18 protein-coding genes and 1 riboswitch are annotated in these 18952 nt (G+C 43.2%); of the genes, 4 read left to right on the plus strand and 14 right to left on the minus strand.

The window, feature by feature from the left end; genetic code table 11:
• The 7 genes from FAY33_RS07940 to FAY33_RS07970 all read right to left on the minus strand — a co-directional run.
• On the minus strand, positions 1-2208 hold a 2208-nt coding region (locus FAY33_RS07940; RefSeq protein WP_207706008.1), incomplete at its 3' end, for a contractile injection system protein, VgrG/Pvc8 family.
• A gap of 2 nt (positions 2209-2210) precedes the next feature.
• Positions 2211-3371, minus strand: a complete 1161-nt coding sequence (locus FAY33_RS07945; RefSeq protein WP_143320483.1) for a PAAR-like protein — start codon at positions 3369-3371, stop codon at positions 2211-2213.
• Between the two features lie 5 nt (positions 3372-3376).
• Positions 3377-3886 (minus strand): hypothetical protein, encoded by a 510-nt coding sequence (locus FAY33_RS07950; RefSeq protein WP_143320485.1) that lies wholly within the window; start codon positions 3884-3886, stop codon positions 3377-3379.
• A complete protein-coding gene (locus FAY33_RS07955; RefSeq protein WP_143320487.1) occupies positions 3873-4499 on the minus strand; it encodes a hypothetical protein in 627 nt (208 codons plus the stop codon). Before FAY33_RS07955 ends, FAY33_RS07950 begins: the two co-directional genes overlap by 14 nt.
• Before the next feature lie 9 nt (positions 4500-4508).
• Entirely contained in the window at positions 4509-4718 is a 210-nt protein-coding gene (locus FAY33_RS07960) for a hypothetical protein (protein WP_143320489.1), read from the minus strand.
• A 13-nt stretch (positions 4719-4731) separates the two neighbouring features.
• A complete protein-coding gene (locus tag FAY33_RS07965; RefSeq protein ID WP_143320490.1) occupies positions 4732-6456 on the minus strand; it encodes a contractile injection system protein, VgrG/Pvc8 family in 1725 nt (574 codons plus the stop codon).
• A 182-nt stretch (positions 6457-6638) separates the two neighbouring features.
• Positions 6639-7247 (minus strand): sugar O-acetyltransferase, encoded by a 609-nt coding sequence (locus FAY33_RS07970; RefSeq protein ID WP_143320492.1) that lies wholly within the window; start codon positions 7245-7247, stop codon positions 6639-6641.
• A 192-nt stretch (positions 7248-7439) separates the two neighbouring features.
• Here FAY33_RS07970 and FAY33_RS19350 point away from each other — a divergent pair, with 192 nt between their 5' ends.
• The 4 genes from FAY33_RS19350 to FAY33_RS07985 all read left to right on the plus strand — a co-directional run bounded on the left by FAY33_RS19350 (position 7440) and on the right by FAY33_RS07985 (position 11212).
• On the plus strand, positions 7440-7610 hold the full coding sequence (locus FAY33_RS19350) for a hypothetical protein (RefSeq protein ID WP_185967538.1): 171 nt from the start codon (positions 7440-7442) through the stop codon (positions 7608-7610).
• Between the two features lie 217 nt (positions 7611-7827).
• Entirely contained in the window at positions 7828-8370 is a 543-nt protein-coding gene (locus FAY33_RS07975) for a flavodoxin domain-containing protein (protein ID WP_185967539.1), read from the plus strand.
• A 147-nt stretch (positions 8371-8517) separates the two neighbouring features.
• Positions 8518-10803: an excinuclease ABC subunit UvrA gene (locus FAY33_RS07980; RefSeq protein WP_143320496.1), complete on the plus strand. Its 2286-nt coding sequence runs from the start codon at positions 8518-8520 to the stop codon at positions 10801-10803.
• Positions 10790-11212, plus strand: coding sequence for a MarR family transcriptional regulator (locus FAY33_RS07985; protein WP_143320498.1), 423 nt, complete (start codon positions 10790-10792; stop codon positions 11210-11212). The genes FAY33_RS07980 and FAY33_RS07985 overlap by 14 nt, the downstream gene beginning before the upstream one ends.
• A gap of 35 nt (positions 11213-11247) precedes the next feature.
• Here FAY33_RS07985 and FAY33_RS07990 read toward each other — a convergent pair whose 3' ends face one another.
• The 7 genes from FAY33_RS07990 to cbiQ all read right to left on the minus strand — a co-directional run bounded on the left by FAY33_RS07990 (position 11248) and on the right by cbiQ (position 18869).
• Positions 11248-13074 carry an alpha-amylase family glycosyl hydrolase gene (locus tag FAY33_RS07990; RefSeq protein ID WP_143320500.1) on the minus strand — a complete coding sequence of 609 codons (1827 nt, stop codon included), beginning with the start codon at positions 13072-13074 and terminating at the stop codon, positions 11248-11250.
• Positions 13075-13103: 29 nt separating this feature from the next.
• Positions 13104-14918, minus strand: coding sequence for an ABC-F family ATP-binding cassette domain-containing protein (locus FAY33_RS07995; protein WP_143320502.1), 1815 nt, complete (start codon positions 14916-14918; stop codon positions 13104-13106).
• A gap of 27 nt (positions 14919-14945) precedes the next feature.
• Positions 14946-15701, minus strand: a complete 756-nt coding sequence (locus FAY33_RS08000; RefSeq protein WP_143320504.1) for an exodeoxyribonuclease III — start codon at positions 15699-15701, stop codon at positions 14946-14948.
• Between the two features lie 99 nt (positions 15702-15800).
• The gene (locus tag FAY33_RS08005) at positions 15801-16121 is read right to left on the minus strand and encodes an energy-coupling factor ABC transporter substrate-binding protein (protein ID WP_143320506.1); all 321 of its coding nucleotides are present in this window, start codon (positions 16119-16121) and stop codon (positions 15801-15803) included.
• A gap of 1 nt (position 16122) precedes the next feature.
• Positions 16123-16872, minus strand: a complete 750-nt coding sequence (locus FAY33_RS08010) for an energy-coupling factor ABC transporter permease (protein ID WP_143320508.1) — start codon at positions 16870-16872, stop codon at positions 16123-16125.
• 127 nt (positions 16873-16999) lie between these two features.
• A riboswitch (cobalamin riboswitch) is annotated at positions 17000-17186 on the minus strand.
• 5 nt (positions 17187-17191) lie between these two features.
• Positions 17192-18064: an ABC transporter ATP-binding protein gene (locus tag FAY33_RS08015; protein ID WP_143320510.1), complete on the minus strand. Its 873-nt coding sequence runs from the start codon at positions 18062-18064 to the stop codon at positions 17192-17194.
• Between the two features lie 28 nt (positions 18065-18092).
• Complete coding sequence (gene cbiQ, locus FAY33_RS08020; RefSeq protein WP_243126651.1) at positions 18093-18869, minus strand: cobalt ECF transporter T component CbiQ; 777 nt, start codon at positions 18867-18869, stop codon at positions 18093-18095.
• Positions 18870-18952 lie beyond the last annotated feature (83 nt).

Genomic DNA, 18952 nt, shown 5'->3' on the forward strand with positions numbered 1-18952 from the left:
TCCCCCTACAATTCCAAGGCGGTAAGCATCCTCTCCACGCATTCCAATACTTGCAAGATCCAGGAAATTATCAAGCTGTTTTTTCAATAAACCAGCTTCTCCGCGGGTTGTTTTATATATCAGCTCTATCCCTTCTACCGCTCTCTTTCCATCCTTTGAAAGCGTTGCCCCAAGTTTCAATCCTCCCCTCATTGCCAGTTTTCCACCTGCTCCTATCATATCACCGACTACTGGCAAGGCTCCTATGAGCGAAAAGGTCGCTTCCCAGCCCTTCCCCCGGGCTGCATAGATAACCGCATTTAGAAGGTCTGCAGGTGGGAATATAATTCCCACAACACTAATCACATCCTGGAGTCCATCCATTGTCTGCATATATTCCCAGAACTTCTTAGCCTTTGTTTTTCCATAAATCTCATCCAGCCAGGTTTCATAATAATTCAGGATCGGATGGCCGACTGGATTCTTATAATCCCCCTTTCCATACACATTCTTCTCAAAATAATCAAACAGTTCTTCGCTATACAGAATATCATTATATCCGCTTCTACGCACCACACTTCCATCAGACGCAAATAAGGGCGGTACGGATTTCTTTGACTTCTCATACATTCCTAAGAGAACTTCCACTGCCTCCTCTTTTACAATCTCATGGGGCTCATTTTCAGGACTCTCTACGTGGATTTCCTCCGCTTTGAAATGAACTTCCTCCGGTAACAGCAGGATTCCGCTCTCTTCACAGCTAATCCATACATATTCCCCAGCTTTCATTTCTACATTTTTTCCATGACCCAGGATCTCCTCTGTCTCCAATGACAGATTTCCGGAACTGGATATATGAATGCCGCCTCCCGTAACACTTAGTCTGGTCTGTTTTCCATTTGACAGACTGACCCCACTTTCATTGAGGACTAACTTCTGGTTTCCCGGAGTTGTCCAGCTCTTTGTCTTTGAAATTGCCTGAGGTGCTCTTTGAGAGGCTTTCTGAGAAGCTTTCTGAGAGGACATTGCCGGTACCCCTCCATGATCCGCCGCCATTGGAAGGTTTCCCTCTTTTTGCTCCCCCTTTGCCTCTTCCGCAGCGGCTTCCTCTGCGGATTTTTCTACAATAGACGTTATCCTTTCTTCCCCGGCATCGGTTCCTCCCAGAATATATCGGTCTTCCTCCCTTGCAGTTGGAAAATACAGATACTGACTGTCCCCTTTTTCCGGCTGACCGCTATAGCCTTTTCCTGCTCCTGCATAATAAACAGGCTGCACGTGCCAACTTTCCTTTTTTCCCTCTTCTGCGTCGGTTTTTAACTCAAGTCTGGTGGACGTAAAAGAACTTGCCAGCACCTGCCCTCTTATCGCTGCACCCGCCAGTTTTAAGTTGTCCATGCGCTCCATTTTGCAATTCTGGGCTGGTCTTACATGATAAGCATGAAGCCACTCCCCCCTTTTTAAGCAGGAGTGTTTCTCTGTAACCACCAGAGGAATATTTAAAAATTCCACCAGATCTCCCAGACAATAATCTTCATAGCAGTCCCTGACCTCAATTTCTAACCCCTTTGACAGCCCTCCTGTAGTCTTATTATCAAGGGTTTCAACCTTTTTTTCAAGATTTTTTTTAATCCGGTACTGATTTGAGTTTAAAGAATGTGGCTTTCTCCCGACAGGCAGGCCAATAAACATCTTGGCTCCTGGAAAACGTATCTCTGGAACCACCGGATGCCCATAAAAAGAAGCAATTCTTCGTAAAAACTCCCAGTCACTTTCACGGTATTGCATCAGAAATCTGCCAACCGGCTCATCACGCCCCTCACGACTCCAGATATAAGCTGCCTTGTAAGGAGAGAGAATGCTCCGGACCAATGCCCCATATGTATTGCTTTCCTGCTGAAAGGAACGGTCTTTCTTATTCCTGTCCATAAGAATCGTATAGGAGTAAGCTTCCAACTCTACGGCTGACCTTCCACCAATCTGTAAAAAAACGGAGGAAGTAACAATTCCCGAAAATATCGGTTCCTGCTCTCTTCCTTTGGGAATCAGGGCAACCGGCATATCCTTCCACTGCGTACTGTTCTCATCCCATTCACTTTCCGACTGCAGCCATACCAGTGCCTTTAAGACACCATGGCTCCCCATACTCTGGTGAAGAGCTGCCTTTTCCAGGGAACCAAAACATTCCTTTCCTGTCAGCTGCAAATTTCCCTGTTCCAGAATTTCCATACTCATTCCCCCTTCTTTGTATCCTCCTCCAATGTCTTGAGAAATAAATCCGTCACCTTACTGGCTCTTTCTGCCTGTTGTTCTGCAATGTTACCAACCTTGTACCATTTTTCCTCATCATAAGGCATTCTGCTTTGTATCCTGCCTGAAATCATGTCTCGCAAGACTCCCATATTCTGTTCTTCTACAGACAGCTTGTCCGGATCATATGCCCGATCCATGCAATATCTGTCTCTCCACTCCTGCACCGGGGCGTCCACATATGCCTTATATCTGCCATAGCCGTCATAATCCGGACTGTTGTACTGCTTCAGGAAATCAGTTAAAGAATCATAGGAGCTCTTTCCACGCTCCTGCTGACATGCTTCCAAATAGCCATTATACATTCCCCTGTCTTCGATCATGGTCTGTGATACACAGTCCCACGCATCAGCCGACTCATTAAGAGCCTTATTAATTCCCATCATATATCCTAAATCAATGGGTCCTCTCTCTCCATCCTGAATGTAAAGCCCACGTTCGAAATAATTAAATAAATGGGGATCTGTTTTTTCCAGATAGGAACAAAAACCACGATTTATCTCATTACTCTTGTAATCCCAAAATGTATCCGTCTCCAAATATCCATTCCACAGCAATACACTGTCCATGATTCCAGCCTTTTTCTTTGGAGAAATGTTATGTTCACTCATATATGTGTCAACCATGTCGTTTAATTGTTCCAAACGTTCCAGCATTTCCTGCGCCGGGATTTCTTCTTCCTGTCCAGAATCAACCAGGGAAATAATCCCTAACCCAGTTCCGCAGATTGTCCAGCCGTCCTCCAAGAGGGCCTTATATCCTCCCAGAAATACATCATCTTTTGTGTTCTGCCACTGCAGTTGTACGAACATCTCACACGGAAATATGCCACCTAAAGCCAACTGCTGCAAACTTTTCATTTGATCCAGTACATTTCTGGTTTCTTTATTTGATTGGATAAAAAAGGGACTTCTGCATGATCCAAAGGTGCCTTTACAGCATAACTTTCCAATATCACATTCACTGGCAATGCCTTTCTCCCCACTGAATATATGGCGGTCATCCCATGGTTTTAATTCACAGGTTTTATTGCCATACTGGCAGCTTAAAAGAGCATCTTCTATTACATATTTTTTTGACATCTCATTCACTCCTGACCTGTTTTAATCTTTGACCAGTTAAATCCAGTTATATTTTCCCTTATCATTACCTCCAGCACATCATCAGAAACAATCAGCCAGATGCGCCGGATGGTCTGGATGCCAAATACCCTGTTTGCACCAATGATTTTTTTATCCAGATACAGCTCCTTAATATCCCCATTTTTATGATATGTGGTATCGGGATGAACTCCATCCAGAATTCTTGGCATAACAAAACAATAAGGAAAAATCCGTCTCTGCTCAACATTTCCAAATGCGCAGGGGTGATATCTTCCGCCTTTTTGATACTTCTTCCAGATGACTTTCACATGGTCTGATACCAGAAATGAATCAGACATATAAATTGGAAGAAATACAGACGGTTCTTTTGAATCTTCTGAAATTCCTGGCAGAAAAAACGGTTCCGTTCTCCCCCACAGATCGGTTGGATGCGGAAACCTTGGCTTTATCACATTCAGCCAATTATCCTTTTGGGTAATTCTATAATAATCCATTCCACCACCTGCCTAGCTTTCTTGTATTTTCATTTACGTTAGCAATTGATTCAAAGGCTCCCCGGTATTCTCCCATCTGTATCTGGATTCCTTCAGACAGCTTAAATTCTCCAAACTCCTCCAGATTAATAATGTCCATGATTGATTCTTCCAACAGATGTTTTACTAGCCCGTTGCAGGTGACCAGCTCGGCAAGGATGATACGGTCCAGTTCCATTCCACCAATTTTTTGAATATACTTTCTGCTTTCCGACACAATGCTTTTACAAAAATCCTGAAATGGTCCATAAAGCCAGTCCAGCCTTAACTCCTGTACCGCAATGGGCTCCGAAAGATAAAACTCACTTCCAAAGGCTTCCAGAATATAAAAAGGTTCTCCGCTAAGAGACTTTAAACGAACCTGGGAAATCTGAATATAACGGACTGGCTTTGTTGTTCTATCTTTATTTTCCAGGCAGGAGCGGAGTAATATCCTGAAATCATTTGTAAAGGCATCTATCTTTTTTTGTTTTACTTCTATTTTTAAGTGGTTTAGAGCACTAAATAGAAAGTTTTGAGATATCTCTTTGACCTCCCGGTCTAAAAAAAGCTTTAAAGCCTCCTCTTTTCTCATCCGCCCCCCCTATTTCTGGTCTTTATAACATTGACTTTTTATCATAGACTGGATTATGCTGTGGTGTCCGTTCTGCACCGCCTTTTCCATCTTGTTTCCTCCTGGAAAAAACACCTTACCTGCAACATGAAAGATGCCCTTTGATATGCTTTTTCCAAAATCATTTTTTATCTCAGACATTGCCATCGCCTGTTTGGGATTTGCTCCTGTTGTAATCATCTGCTTCTCTCCTTTATTCATTTATTTTTACATCTGTACTCTGAATTCCAATCTTCTCCGGCAGAATCTCCAATCCACTCTGGTCACAATAGATCTGGATTTTCTCTTCTGCTGAAATATTAAGGGTCTTACCAGCATTGAGGCTAATGTCGCCTGCGGCATGAAAGTTTATTTTGTTCTTGGAAGCAATTGTAATATTAGAACCGTCCAGACCAATAAAGGTTCCATCATTACATACAATGGAAACACTACCATTGGAGTCGTCCAAAATCACCATTTTCCCTCCTTTTGTACACAGGAATTTCGTATTTTCATTGGTCGCAAGGGTCTGAAAATCATAATCCGGCGGTGCTGCACTCCTGGGTCTGGAAAAAGTCTCTGCTCCACCTTTTTGAGAACCTCCCTGACCATTTCCCGACGGATCTTCCTCCTTTAGAAATTGCTCCTGATCCAAATCCTGATAGGTCACAGACGCATTAATCAGCCGACCATTCTGGGGATTTGCAAGCATTTCCAATATGGGTGTAATATCTCTTTCCTCAGCTTGTATATCCCTCCCCTGTCCTCCGGAATTCTGGCTTGCCTGTACACCAGACGCTGTGCCAGAACCAGACACACTTTGAGCGGAAGAATCAGCCTCAGATTTCTTCGGAACGGTTCTGACTGAATTCAGTACAAACGCATGCCCCTCTGTTTGATCTGGAAAATACAAGTTTACACGATCCCCCTTCTCCGGCATGCAATAAAAGGTAGAATAAAAGGTAGAGTACGAGAACCAGCAATTATTTTCACTCAATGCGTCCAGATCAAGAGACACCTGCAACTGATTATTCTTAACCGCTTTCACACTTCCTGGAAGGGACAAACCTGTTATAAAAGGATTTATTTCCATGGGAACGTAAAATCCTGATTTTCCATATAAGTAACACTCCTGTGTGATCTGGTGGTTCTGAATCACAACATTGGACTTTTTCACATAACACTTGATTCCTTTATAGATGACACAGTCACCAACTTCAAAAACAGGAATATCAAGCCGTTCTACCTTCCACTTGAAATATTGCTGCTCTCCCTGATAATCCTCTGCGGCTGTTTCTGATTTGTAGATGGAGCGATGGACAATCTGCACCTGCTGCTCCTCTTCCATCGGAATCTCAAATGCTTCGTTTTTCCAGATCGCGCCCATTGTAAATTTTGCACCTTTGGTCATATGACTGACAACCAGAGGAAGGTGAAGAAGGGAGGCGATTCTTTTGAGGAATTCCCAGTCTGTCTCATTGTACTGCACCGTAAAACGGTTCAGACTCTTTCCAGATGCCTCCGAATTTAAGATGTAATTAGCTCCCTCATAATCCTTTAATATAAATTCAACCATGTCCTTATATAAGGCGGTTTGATTCTGAAAGGACCGATACTTCTTATTCCTGTCCAGGAAGGAGCTAAATGATTTTGCTTCCAGATAAAGCTCCTGGTATTGTTCTCCTTCGGCTATACTTACCTGAATATCAATTTCAGTCACACAACCCCAGAATATGGTTTTAAGGGGGTCTCCACACTGAATCTGTATATCAGCTTTTGTGTCAGCCGTAACAAGCTGTCGGTAACTCTCCTCCCTTACAATCGCCTGGACCTTTAGCTTTGTATGATATCCTGTTTCTTTTTGGATATTTATGATAGGATTCATTAAAAACAATTCTTGTTCATTCAGCATGATTCTAACACTCATATACTCTGCCATAAAACCTCCTTTTTTCCCATAATAAGTTTATTCTTCTATTATAATTGATTTTTACCTTCAAAAGGCGTTCATGTAAAAATTAACGCTCAATATGTAACTTTTGGTCTATTTCTGCACAAAAAAAGGACCTCTCCCCTCTATTCCAAGGCAGAAATCCTTCTTAAAACAGTATTTATATAGCATTAATAATCCTGAACATCAAATCTCCGGTCCTTATAATAATAGTCCCGGTCTTCCGCTTTAATTTCCCTAATTACCCTGCACGGATTGCCTGCCGCAATCACATTGGAAGGAATATCTTTTGTTACCACACTGCCGGAACCAACAACCACGTTGTCCCCTATGGTTACCCCTGGATTAATCACCACATTCCCTCCAATCCAGACATTATTGCCAATGGTAACACTGATTCCATATTCATACCCCGAATTCCTGGAATCGGGATGAATGGGATGACCTGCCGTAAAAATAGAAACATTAGGAGCAAACATCACATTATCCCCTATCACCACTTTTGCCACATCAAGAATGGTGCAGTTAAAATTGGAATAGAAGTTATCTCCAACCTCGATGTTTTTCCCATAGTCACAGAAAAATGGCTGTTCCATATGAATATCTTTTCCTGATTTTCCAAGGATGCTGCGAATAACCCGTTCTGCCCCGGCTCGGTCTGTTGGGGAAAGGGTATTGTATTCCCGGATTTTTATCTTGTTTTCCATCCGTTCTTCTCCCAGCCCGTCAAGCCATGCCTTATAAGGAAGACCTGCAAGCATTCTTTCTTTCTGATTCATTCCGGATTTCCTCCTTTTTATAAAATATATTCCAGTCTGTTTTATCAAGACTTTTGTGAACTCATTTTTCCATTACGCTATCCAGGAAAATGCCTCCATTACCCATCTTCCTCTGGTTTTCACAGAAACATCCAGTATACTTCCCTAAATAAATCCTGTAAAATAAATAAAAAGGAAGAAGGAGTACATATCATGTCAAATTTTTATCATAACAAACATAATTCTGAGCAGAAGGGGATTGCCATGGGTATCTGCATGGGGTTAATCTTAGGTGCTCTGTTTAATAATCTGGGAATCGGGTTAATTATGGGCATCTCTTTTGGATTACTATATGACCGGGGTCTCTTTAAAGGGAAGCAGTAACACACAATATGGCTAAGGATTAACCACTTTTTTATGCCCTGAATGAATGATCAGGGCTTTTTTCATATAGAAAAGTTCCTGGCTTATGATTTTAATTTACTTTATCGAACGATTTCACTATAATATAACTATTCAGGTCTATCTAAACATTCCTTGATCCTGTCTGCAATTAAGTAACCATAAATCCATGCCTGTATCGAATATGAGGGGAACTGTTATGAAAAAAATTATCGTCTATGCGTCACGTTATGGAACTTCTAAAGAATATGCTGCGCAAATAGCCAGTAAGAAAAATTATCCCGTTGTCCCTTTGGAAGAACATATAAACCTGGTCAATCCGTATGATGAAATAATCTTTATTGCCCCTGTTTATATGGGAAAAATCATGTCTCTTGAAAAATTTATAAAAATGGCTGATAAATGGGAAAGCAAAAAAATAACAGTTATTACAGTCGGCGTCTACAATCCCAACAGAAAAAGCAACACCTCCATTCTCCAGGAAAAAATCAAAAGAGTGGTAGAAAAAACAAATCTTAATCTGCAGAACATCTATCACTTATATGGAAATCTACACTTAGAAGACCTCTCTTTTCTACATAAAACCTTAATTAATACTCTCTATAAGACCGCAAAGAAAAAAAGTCTGGAACAGTTAAATGAAGACGAGAAAGATATCATAAAGGCTTATGAAAAAAAATACTCGAAAGCGCTGCAGCGATTAAACAGATACAACAAGATCTATAACGCTGTCTCTACTTAATCCAAGCATAGGCATCTGCTCCCTTTTTGTCAATCATTAAAATTCGATTTAAATAAAAAATATTGCCTTCTTATTTTTTTCGTGCTATTATATATTTTACCCAATCAACTATTTACCAGGTCATATAATATGCAGAAAGGCAAAAACATGTCAAACGATCAGATTCAGATAACTGGAGCAAGAGAACGTAACTTAAAAAACATCAGCATCAGCATACCCAAAAAGAAGATCACTGTATTTACAGGCGTTTCCGGTTCCGGGAAGTCATCTTTGGTCTTTGATACCATTGCCGCAGAATCCCAAAGACAATTAAACGAGACCTATACCAGCTTTATCCGCCACCGCCTGCCTCATTACGGCAAGCCGGATGTGGATTCCATGGAAGGACTTTCCGTAGCATTTATCATCAATCAAAAACGGTTAGGGGGTAATGCCAGGTCTACCGTAGGAACTGTAACGGACATTTATACCCTTCTTCGCCTTCTGTTCTCCCGGATTGGAGAACCATTTACCGGCTATTCGGAAAGCTTTTCCTTTAATAATCCTGCTGGAATGTGTGAGCACTGCCAGGGGCTCGGCACCAGGGAAACCCTTAACATTGATCGTTTGATCGACAAAGAAAAGTCTTTACTGGATGGTGCCATACACTTTCCTACCTTTGAACCCGGTGGCTGGCGGCTTACCCGTTATCTTTACTCCGGATTTTTTGATAACCATAAAAAGATAAAAGATTTCACCCAGGAAGAGATGGATCTTCTGCTCCATGCTGATGGGATAAAAGTAACCAACCCCGACCCAAAGTGGCATAAAACCGCTCTCTATGAGGGGCTGATTCCCCGTATTGAACGAAGCTTTCTAAAAAAGGAAGATGGAGAAAAGATAAAATACAGCAAAGACATTGAAACATTTATCTCCAGAGAACTCTGTCCTTATTGCCATGGTGCACGGCTTAATGATCAGGTTCTTTCCTGTAAAATTAATGGGAAAAATATTTCAGAATGTGCCGACATGCAGATAAACCAGTTATTAAACTTCCTAAAAACCATTGATGCGCCCATAGCCGTTCCTATTCTTTCCGAACTGACAGAAAGACTGAAGCACATGATTTCCATTGGACTGGATTATTTAAGTCTGAGCCGGGAGACCTCCACCCTTTCCGGCGGAGAATCCCAGCGGATTAAAATTGTCTGCCAGTTAGGAAGCAGTCTGACCGACCTCACCTATATTTTTGATGAGCCAAGTATTGGACTTCACCCACATGATATTAAAAAAATCAACCAGCTCATGAAGCTTTTAAGGGACAAAGGAAATACCGTATTGATTGTAGAACATGATCCTGATATTATTGAGATTGCAGATCATGTAGTTGACATGGGACCCGGAGCTGGAATCCATGGGGGAACGATCATGTATCAGGGGGATTTTAAGGGATTAAAAACCTCTGGTACGCTTACCGGAATTTCCCTCTCCCGCAGCGCTCAATTAAAACAGAATCTGCGCACCCCCAGGGGCTGGCTCACTATTTCCAATGCAGCCAAACACAATTTAAAGAATGTTTCCGTTTCCATCCCAAAGGGTGTTATGACCGTTATCACCGGGGTTGCCGGATCTGGAAAGAGTACGCTGATTAATCAGGTTCTTCCAGAATTTTATTCAGAGATCATTTTTATTGATCAAAAGGGAGTACAAGCATCAAAACGTTCCAATCTTGCCACTTTTACAGGAATTTTCGATAACATCAGAAAACTTTTTGCAAAAGAAAGCGGTATCAGCCCTTCTTTGTTCAGCTTTAATTCCAAAGGTGCCTGTCCAGTCTGCAAAGGTCTTGGGGTTACCGAAACCGACCTGGCATTCATGGACACCGTTTCCACAGTCTGTGAGGAATGCCATGGGAAACGATACACAAAAGAAGTCCTTGAATGCAGATTCAGAGGGAAAAATATCGGAGAAGTGCTTAATATGACGGTATCCGAGGCGTTGGATTTTTTCCGGGAACCGGAGATAAGAACGGTTCTCAAACGGCTTACTGATGTGGGCATCACCTACATTCCCTTAGGACAGCCCTTAAATACCTTATCTGGCGGAGAACTGCAGCGAATTAAACTGGCTGCAGAATTGGAGCATGGAAACCAGATTTACGTTCTGGACGAACCCTCCACCGGGCTTCATATGGCAGATATCAGCCAGTTAATTCAGGTTATGAACCGGCTTGTGGATCAAAACTCCACACTCCTTGTTATCGAGCATAATCTGGAAATCATGTGCCAGGCAGACTGGATTATTGACTTAGGGCCATATGCAGGACAAAACGGGGGAAACATTTTGTATTCAGGCGTACCAAAGGAGATTATTTTCTGCAAAGAATCTATCACAGGCACTTATTTAAAAAACTATCTCAGCAAAAACCGGAGGCTGCCCAATGACTGTAAATAAATTAGAAGAACACTATGTTCCCTTTCAATGTATGATTGTTTCCAGTACAAACCGTTTTCAAGTGGAAGGTGTCTCAACAGCCCAGTACTATATCCTGGATACCCTTTTCAAACAGGGACCAATGACCGCAAAAGAACTGGCTGAAAAAAAGGGTATATCCCAGTCCGGAATATCCAAACTAATCAAACGGCTTCTGGAAAAGAACTACGTCCTTCAACAGCGGCAGACAGAAGACCGCCGTTCCTATTACATTCTGCTGACTGATGATGGAAGGAACTTTTTAAAACGGGTTGAAACAATGGGAAATGAAGTCATGAACCTGATTGAAGAAGCGTTGACACCGGAAGAAGTGGAATCATTTGCATCCTTGTGTCGGAAAATTACCAATCTCTATGATCAAAAACAATAACGCGAAAACGTCCCAGGACAGCCAGGGACGTTTTCCTATTTCTCTATTAACACAACAATTGTTCTTGCCGGAACCAGGTAGCGCCTGCTCTCTACCTTAAGCTGTTCTTCCTGTTCATCTATACCATTCACATTCTTTTCATTGGTCTGATATAACACATACCATGGTTTACCCCTTTTTCCGTTAGGAAGATCAAACTCATGAGGTTCCCAGTGCATGTTGCAGGCGAGATAAAAGCTGTGGTCCGTTTTTCCATCGGGTGTTACCCCGTACTCCCCGCAATAAAGCACTCCAAGCTGCCGTCTGAAATTTTCATATTCCGGACACCAGGCTCTTACTCCATGGTAGGAAAGATCCGGCAGACCACAGGCAAGATAGTCCATAAGCCTTGGCTCTTCCTTTTGATGAAACACCGGATGAGACTTGCGAAATGCAATTAAATTCTTCACAAAGAAAAAAAGATCCTGATTCTTCTTTTTTAAATTCCAGTTCAGCCATGTCACTTCATTGTCCTGACAATACGCATTGTTATTGCCGGACTGGGAATTGCCAAATTCATCTCCAGCCAGGAATAAAGGAGTCCCCTGACTTAACATCAAAAGAAGAAAGGCATTGCGAAGCTGCCTTTTTCTCAATTCCAGAACAGATCTTTTTTTGGTCGCCCCCTCCACACCGCAGTTCCAGGAATAGTTATAAGGATTGCCGTCCTGATTGTTCTCCCCATTTTCTTCATTATGTCTGGTGTCATAGGATACCATATCCATCATGGTAAACCCATTGGTGCCTGCCATATAGTTGATAACAGCCCGGTCCGCCGGATTTCTTCTGATGTGAAAAGCCAGGGATTTCATCTGATCCTCATCCCCCTTTAAGGTTCGGCGCATATCCACCAGAAATCCGTCATTGCACTCTCCAAGGTGTCTGTTACCTGATATTTTTTCCTCCCAGGAGTTGGCAATCAGCTTGACTCTGCTCAAATAAGGATCCGACTTTAGAAGTTCCTGCGGAAAAATACCGGCTAAATGAATTCCGTCCACATGAAATTCATTCACCCAGAACCGAACCACATCAAGGACAAACGATGCCGGCTCTTTTCCCGTAAAATAAAGTTCTGTAATCAGCTCGATCCCATGATCATGAAGCGTTTTCACAAGCATTTTAAACTCTGTCACAGGGTCCGCCTCGTCAGAGGCAAAAGATGCCTTGGGTGAAAAATAATATCCCGGTGCATATCCCCAATAATTTAATTTTCCAGTGGGTTTATCCACACCATAAGGGTTTCCAGGCACATAGTCGGGTATAACCACCTCCTGAAACTCATTGACAGGCAAAAGTTCCACTGCCGTAATTCCTAATTCTTTCAAATAAGGAATCTTCTCCATTATTCCAAGAAAGGTTCCCTTTCCTTTTACACCGGAGGAACTGTGTTTTGTAAATCCCCGGCAATGAATCCGGTAAATGATTGTTTCTTCAAACGGTGTCTCAAGAATCCGATCACCCTCCCAGTCAAACCCCACGATCTCAAACGGGCACTTTAAAACCTCCCCGGCATGTTCTAAATCTCCCCAGGTCTGGTGGTTTAGAAAACGGGTTCCATATGGATCGGTAAACCGCTTTCCATCAATCTCGAAGCAATAGGAAATACCGGAAAAATCGCCTGATACCGTCATGGAAAACACATCGCCCTGTCTTGTCTCAGAAGGAAATGAAAGGGTACAACATGGTTCCTCTTCCTCCCTTTGAAACAACAGGATCCGGCAGTCTGTTCCGACAGCGGCTGTTTTTATGTGAAATCCCTCTAAAACCCTGGTAAGTCCCATAGGAAATGCCCTGTTATCAGCAATGATCCTGTATTCTCCCATTTTTTCACTCCTTTGCTTCTTCCGCTCTGTTACTGGTTTTTAATCTCTTCAAACCGTTCATTTAAGTACATCCAGCGCTCCATTTTCTCTTCTAAAAGCTGTTCTTTCTCTGACTTTTCCTTCATCAGATCATTCAGCCGGCTGTAATCACTTGCCGCTTTCCCAATCTGTACCTCCAGATTTTCCAGCGCTTCTTCCAATTCCCCAATATCATCTTCAATGGTTTCCCACTCTTTTTGTTCCTTATAGGTAAACTTAATCTTCCGTTCCAGTTTTGGTTTTTCTTTGATTTTTTTCTCCCCGCTGTCTGTCTTTTGCGTGGAGGGCTGATTCTGCCCCGGCAGTCCTTCTGGATATCTGACCCGGAATGCTGCCTGATAATCTGTAAAACCACCCTCATACTGGGTCACCTTTCCCTCACCTTCAAAGGCAAAGATCCGGCGTACCACCCGGTCTAAAAAGTACCGGTCATGGGAAACTGTAATGACAATTCCAGGGAAACTGTCCAGATACTCTTCCAGAATGGTTAAAGTCTGGATATCCAGATCATTGGTAGGCTCATCAAGAATAAGAACATTGGGAGCTTCCATTAGTATTTTTAACAGATAAAGCCTCCGCTTCTCTCCGCCTGAAAGCTTTTCAATGGTGGTATACTGGACACTTGAGGGAAACAAAAAACGTTCCAGCATCTGGGATGCACTGATGCTTCCATCGTTTGTCTTCACATACTCCGCTGTATCCCGGATATAGTCAATGACCTTCCGGCTGTTATCCATATCCTCGCTCTCCTGAGAGAAATACCCCATCTTAACCGTCTGCCCAATGGTCACAGAACCGGAATCCGGTTCCAGCCACCCTGCAATAATCTTCATCAGTGTGGACTTTCCGCTTCCGTTAGGACCAATGATTCCAATGCGGTCATTTTTTAAGAAAATATAGGTAAAGTCTTTTAACAGCACCTTATCTCCATACGCTTTGCACAAATCCTCAAGTTCTACCGTAGTCCGTCCAAGACGACTGGCAATGGAATCCAGTTCCACCGCCTGGTCAAGCTCCGGCCCTTTCTGGTCCCTGAGGTTCTCAAACCGCTCGATATGAGCTTTCTGCTTGGTGGAACGCGCCCTGGCTCCCCGCTGCATCCATTCCAGTTCCACTCTCAAAAGAGACTGGCGCTTACGCTCCGTTGCCTGTTCCATGTCCAGCCGTTCTGCCTTCAGCTTTAGATATCCCTCATAATTCGCCTGATAATTATAAAGCTTTCCCTTATCCAGCTCTACAATTCGGTTGGTAACACTGTCTAAGAAATAACGGTCATGGGTTACCATGAGAAGTGCTCCCTTAAAACGGCGAAGATAATCCTCCAGCCAGTCTGCCATGCTGCTGTCCAGGTGGTTGGTCGGCTCGTCTAATACAAGCAGATCCGTGGTAGAAAGCAGTACACTGACAAGAGCCACCCGCTTTCTCTGCCCTCCGGATAAAGTTTCCACCCTGGAATCAAAATCAAGTATTCCCAGTCTGGTCAGCATCATCTTCGCCTGACTCTCCATATCCCATACATGGTCATGTCCTTCATTTGCCCGGACAATGCTCTGTAAAATCGTATCTCCCTCCTGGAATTCCGGATTCTGGGATAAAAAACGGATATCCAGATTTCTTCCTTTTACCACCGAGCCTTCATCCGGCACTTCAAGACCGGAAACAATCCGCAATAGCGTGGATTTGCCTGTTCCATTGATGCCGATCAGACCAATCTTATCCCCTTCATTGATGCTGAAACTGGTATCATCAAATAAAAGTCTTTCTGTATATGATTTTGTCAAATGTTCAATCGTCAGTAAATTCATTTCTTATCCATCTCTCCTGTCTTTCCTTTACTGGATCACAAGTTCCACCGGACAGTGGTCTGATCCCAGGACCTCTGTATGAATCGCTGCACTCACCAGCCTGTCCTTTAAACGTTCTGAAACACAGAAATAATCAATACGCCAGCCGGCATTCTTCTCTCTGGCACGGAAACGGTACGACCACCAGGAATATACCCCTTCCGTATCGGGATAAAAATGGCGGTAAGTGTCTACAAAGCCAGCCGCTAAAAGATCCGTGAATTTCCCACGTTCTTCATCAGTAAATCCGGCATTCTTCCGATTATTCTTTGGATTCTTTAAATCAATCTCTTTGTGCGCCACGTTTAAGTCTCCGCAGAAGATCACAGGCTTTTTTTCCTCCAGTTTTTTCAAATAAGCAAGAAATGCCTCTTCCCAGGTCATCCGATAAGGCAGACGGGCCAGCTCGTTCTGTGAATTAGGAGTATAGCAGGTAACCACATAATAGTCTTCAAATTCTGCTGCAATCACTCTGCCTTCCTTATCATGCTCCTGGGCACCGATTCCATATGCCACAGACAACGGCTCCTCTTTGGTAAAAAGAGCAGTCCCTGAGTATCCCTTTTTCTCCGCATAGTTCCAGTACTGGTAATAACCAGGAGTAGGAAGATCAATCTGTCCCTCCTGAAGCTTGCTTTCCTGGATACAGAATACATCTGCATCCATTTCCTTAAAATAATCCAAAAAACCTTTCTGCACGCAGGCACGAAGACCGTTTACATTCCAGGATATCATTTTTTTCATCGCATTCACCTCAATTCAAAGATAGGAACAGTATACCATTTTCCCGGTCATTCGAAAAGGGGCAGTCCCACGAAACATGGAACTGCCCCTTTTTAACCATTAACCCGCCTGTTTATCCTGCCATTTCTTTCTCTCTACAAATCGACCCATGAAGAATGCGAAAACTCCCACTCCGATTCCGGTCTGGAGACAAAAGAGAAGACTTTCCACCTCTCCCGGAAGCTCTCCTCCCAGCACGGTTTCAAACACAGGCGTAAACCATGGTTCGTATTCCTCGCCGCGGATCTCTGAGATCATCTGACTTCCGGCATCATCGGAACCGCCGAACTCTGCTCCTTTTACCAGGAAAAGAGGAATGACCGCAATAAGGCAAACCACAATTAAAAGTATGGCTGCAATCTGTTTGTTTTTCTTTGTCATGTTACCTTACCTCCTTTTTAAATCCGATTGCCTTTAACTCTGGAAGCGCGTAAGTTTCAAGAGTCATAATAATAATTGCCGTAAGAATTCCTTCAATTACTGCAAGCGGAACCTGGGTCGGCGCAAATACACCTAGAAATTTCACTGCCGAAGCGCCAACGCCTCCAACTTCTGAAGGGTATGCCAAAGCCAACTGTATACTGGTGATACAATAGGTAAAGAGATCGCCCAGCATGGCAGCCAGAAATACGCTGACATATTTATTTACTTTTAACGCTTTACATAACTGATAGATTCCAAAAGATAAAAATGGACCTGCAATTGCCATGGAAAAGGTGTTAGCCCCTAAGGTGGTAAGACCTCCATGTGCCAATAAAATCGCCTGGAAAATCAAAACAATCATTCCTAAAATACTGACTGCCGACGGTCCAAACAAAATGGCTCCCAACCCGGTTCCTGTCATGTGGGAACAACTTCCCGTAACAGACGGAATCTTTAAAGAAGAAATCACAAAGATAAATGCCCCGGACATTGCCAGTATAGTCATGGCTCTCCGGTTCTCTTTCATTGTCTTCTTCATGGAGAAGAATCCTGCTGCCAGAAATGGTACACACAAAGCTCCCCAGGCAATGCAATATCCCACTGGAAGATATCCCTCCATAATGTGCATGGCAAAAGCGCTTGGAACAATTCCAAAAGCCAGTGCGAATGCAACTGCCAGTTTCATAATACGTTTTTCTTTCTTACTCATTGTTATTCTCCCTTTCAATAAAATAAGCACCTGATATCCGATGATTCCCACTCATCAGACAGGCGCTTTCCTGCGGAATTTTTGTACAACAAAAAGACCTCCAGGTACAGGTCATCTCTCGTAACCCGTACACAGCGAAATAAAAGGCAGGTCTTCTGACTCATGCTTCCTCACAACAGTTTCTCTTCCCAGTTTCCCAGTGATCCATCAAACTGTGCTCCACACTTACAGCGGCGGGACCGTAAGGGATTCACACCCTTTTCCCTATTATCCTGCGGAGAATGTTCACAGGCACCTTTCATTTAAGTACAACCCTATTCTATTCGTTTTCCCAGATTCTGTCAATTTGTTTCTTTGCTACCTGCATCTTCCGAAGAAGTCCTTCTAATTCCCTGGTATTCCTCGGACAAGTGTCCTCCTGGTTTAAAACACCATAGCGGACCAGACTTTCGTAAACCTCCATCATCACCGGTCTTTTTAGATTTGCCTGGAACAAGACCTGGCTGGAATGAAATACTTCCTCCGGCGTACCATCGGCAATAATGCGTCCTCCTGCAAAAACCACCAGACGGTCCGCCCACTCATATGCAAAATCCACATCATGGGTTGAAATGAGAAGGGTTTTCCCCATTTTCTCCATCTTATCCAGAGCATCTTTCAGCATATCCACATTCACAGGATCCAAGGACGCGGTAGGTTCATCAAAAATCATAATCTCCGGTTCCATTGCAATGATATCCGCTATGCTGACCCGTTTCTTCTCCCCTCCGCTGAGATAATGAGGGGGCCTGTCCCTAAATGATCCCAGGTTCATATCCTCCATCGCCGACTCCACTCTCTCTTTTACTGCTTCCCTGGAAAGCTTTAAGTTCACGGGTCCAAAAGAAACCTCTGAAAACACAGTGGAAGCAATGATCTGATGATCCGGGTCCTGAAATACAATTCCCACATTCTTGCGAAGTTCCTGAATGTCCTTCTTCCCCACTTCCTTTCCTCTGTATAAAATCTTACCAGAGGCAGGCTGATACACCCCATTAAGGTTAAAAAAACAGGTGGATTTCCCCGCCCCATTCGAGCCAAGAACTCCTATTTTCTCCCCTTTTTTTACGGTTAAGTTAATCCCTGTTAATACCTTTTCTCCTTGTTCATAAGCATAACTTATGTCTTCTGCCTGTAAAAGTATTTCCTCCATCTCTCTCCTTTCTTTTGCATGACACATCTTAGAATGGAACCGCAGATATGAGAATCAGAATCAGAAAATAACCTGCTCCGGCACAGACCTGCCAGCCCCTCCACTTCTTTTCCTCTTCAAGAAACAAAAGATCTCCATCATAGCACCTTGCTGCCATGGCATCGTAATAAACTCCTGCCTTCTTTAAAGAAATCACAAACAGATTCCCTGCCCCGCTTCCAAACGTACGGCAAGACGTCTTAAAACCGGAAAACCCAAGTCTGGACTCTGCCGCCAGCTTCATTTTACACTGGGTATCCATCAAAACAAAGATAAAACGGTAAATCATGTTCATGAGTTCCACAATGATCTTTGGAACATGAAGCCTGCGCAGAATGCTGATGATCTCCCCAGCCGGTGTGGAAAGTACCAGCATATACATGGCACTCAACGCCGCCATAGCCTTTAACACCAGTCCGCATGCCAATTCAATGCCGCCCTCCTGCAGATACAGAAAATGCCCCCAGACAGAGACAATGACCGTTCCCCGAGCCACGGAAGAGAAACCAATTACAATTGCCGCCGTTCCCATAATCAAAAATGCCAGGGGCAGCCTTAGAAGCACCAGATAATTTCTCCATGGAAACTTTCCTGCAAATATGGTTACAGCTCCCATTGACAGAAACACAAACACAGATACTTTCCAGTCATCAGCACCAATGCAAAAGAGCAGTGCTCCCATTGCAACAATTGCCTTGTACTGGGAATTCCAACCTTTCATCCCGGAGCCATAAGCATAATAATCAATGGTATAAATTCTTCTCACCTCCTTCTCATAGGAATTATACGTCATAGAAAGGCTTCATGCAATCAAAGAAAAATCCCCGGAGCCGATGCCGGCTGCTTTCA

This window comes from Clostridium sp. HBUAS56010 (assembly GCF_007115105.1).
In the GTDB taxonomy this organism is placed as follows: Bacteria; Bacillota; Clostridia; order Lachnospirales; family Lachnospiraceae; genus Lacrimispora.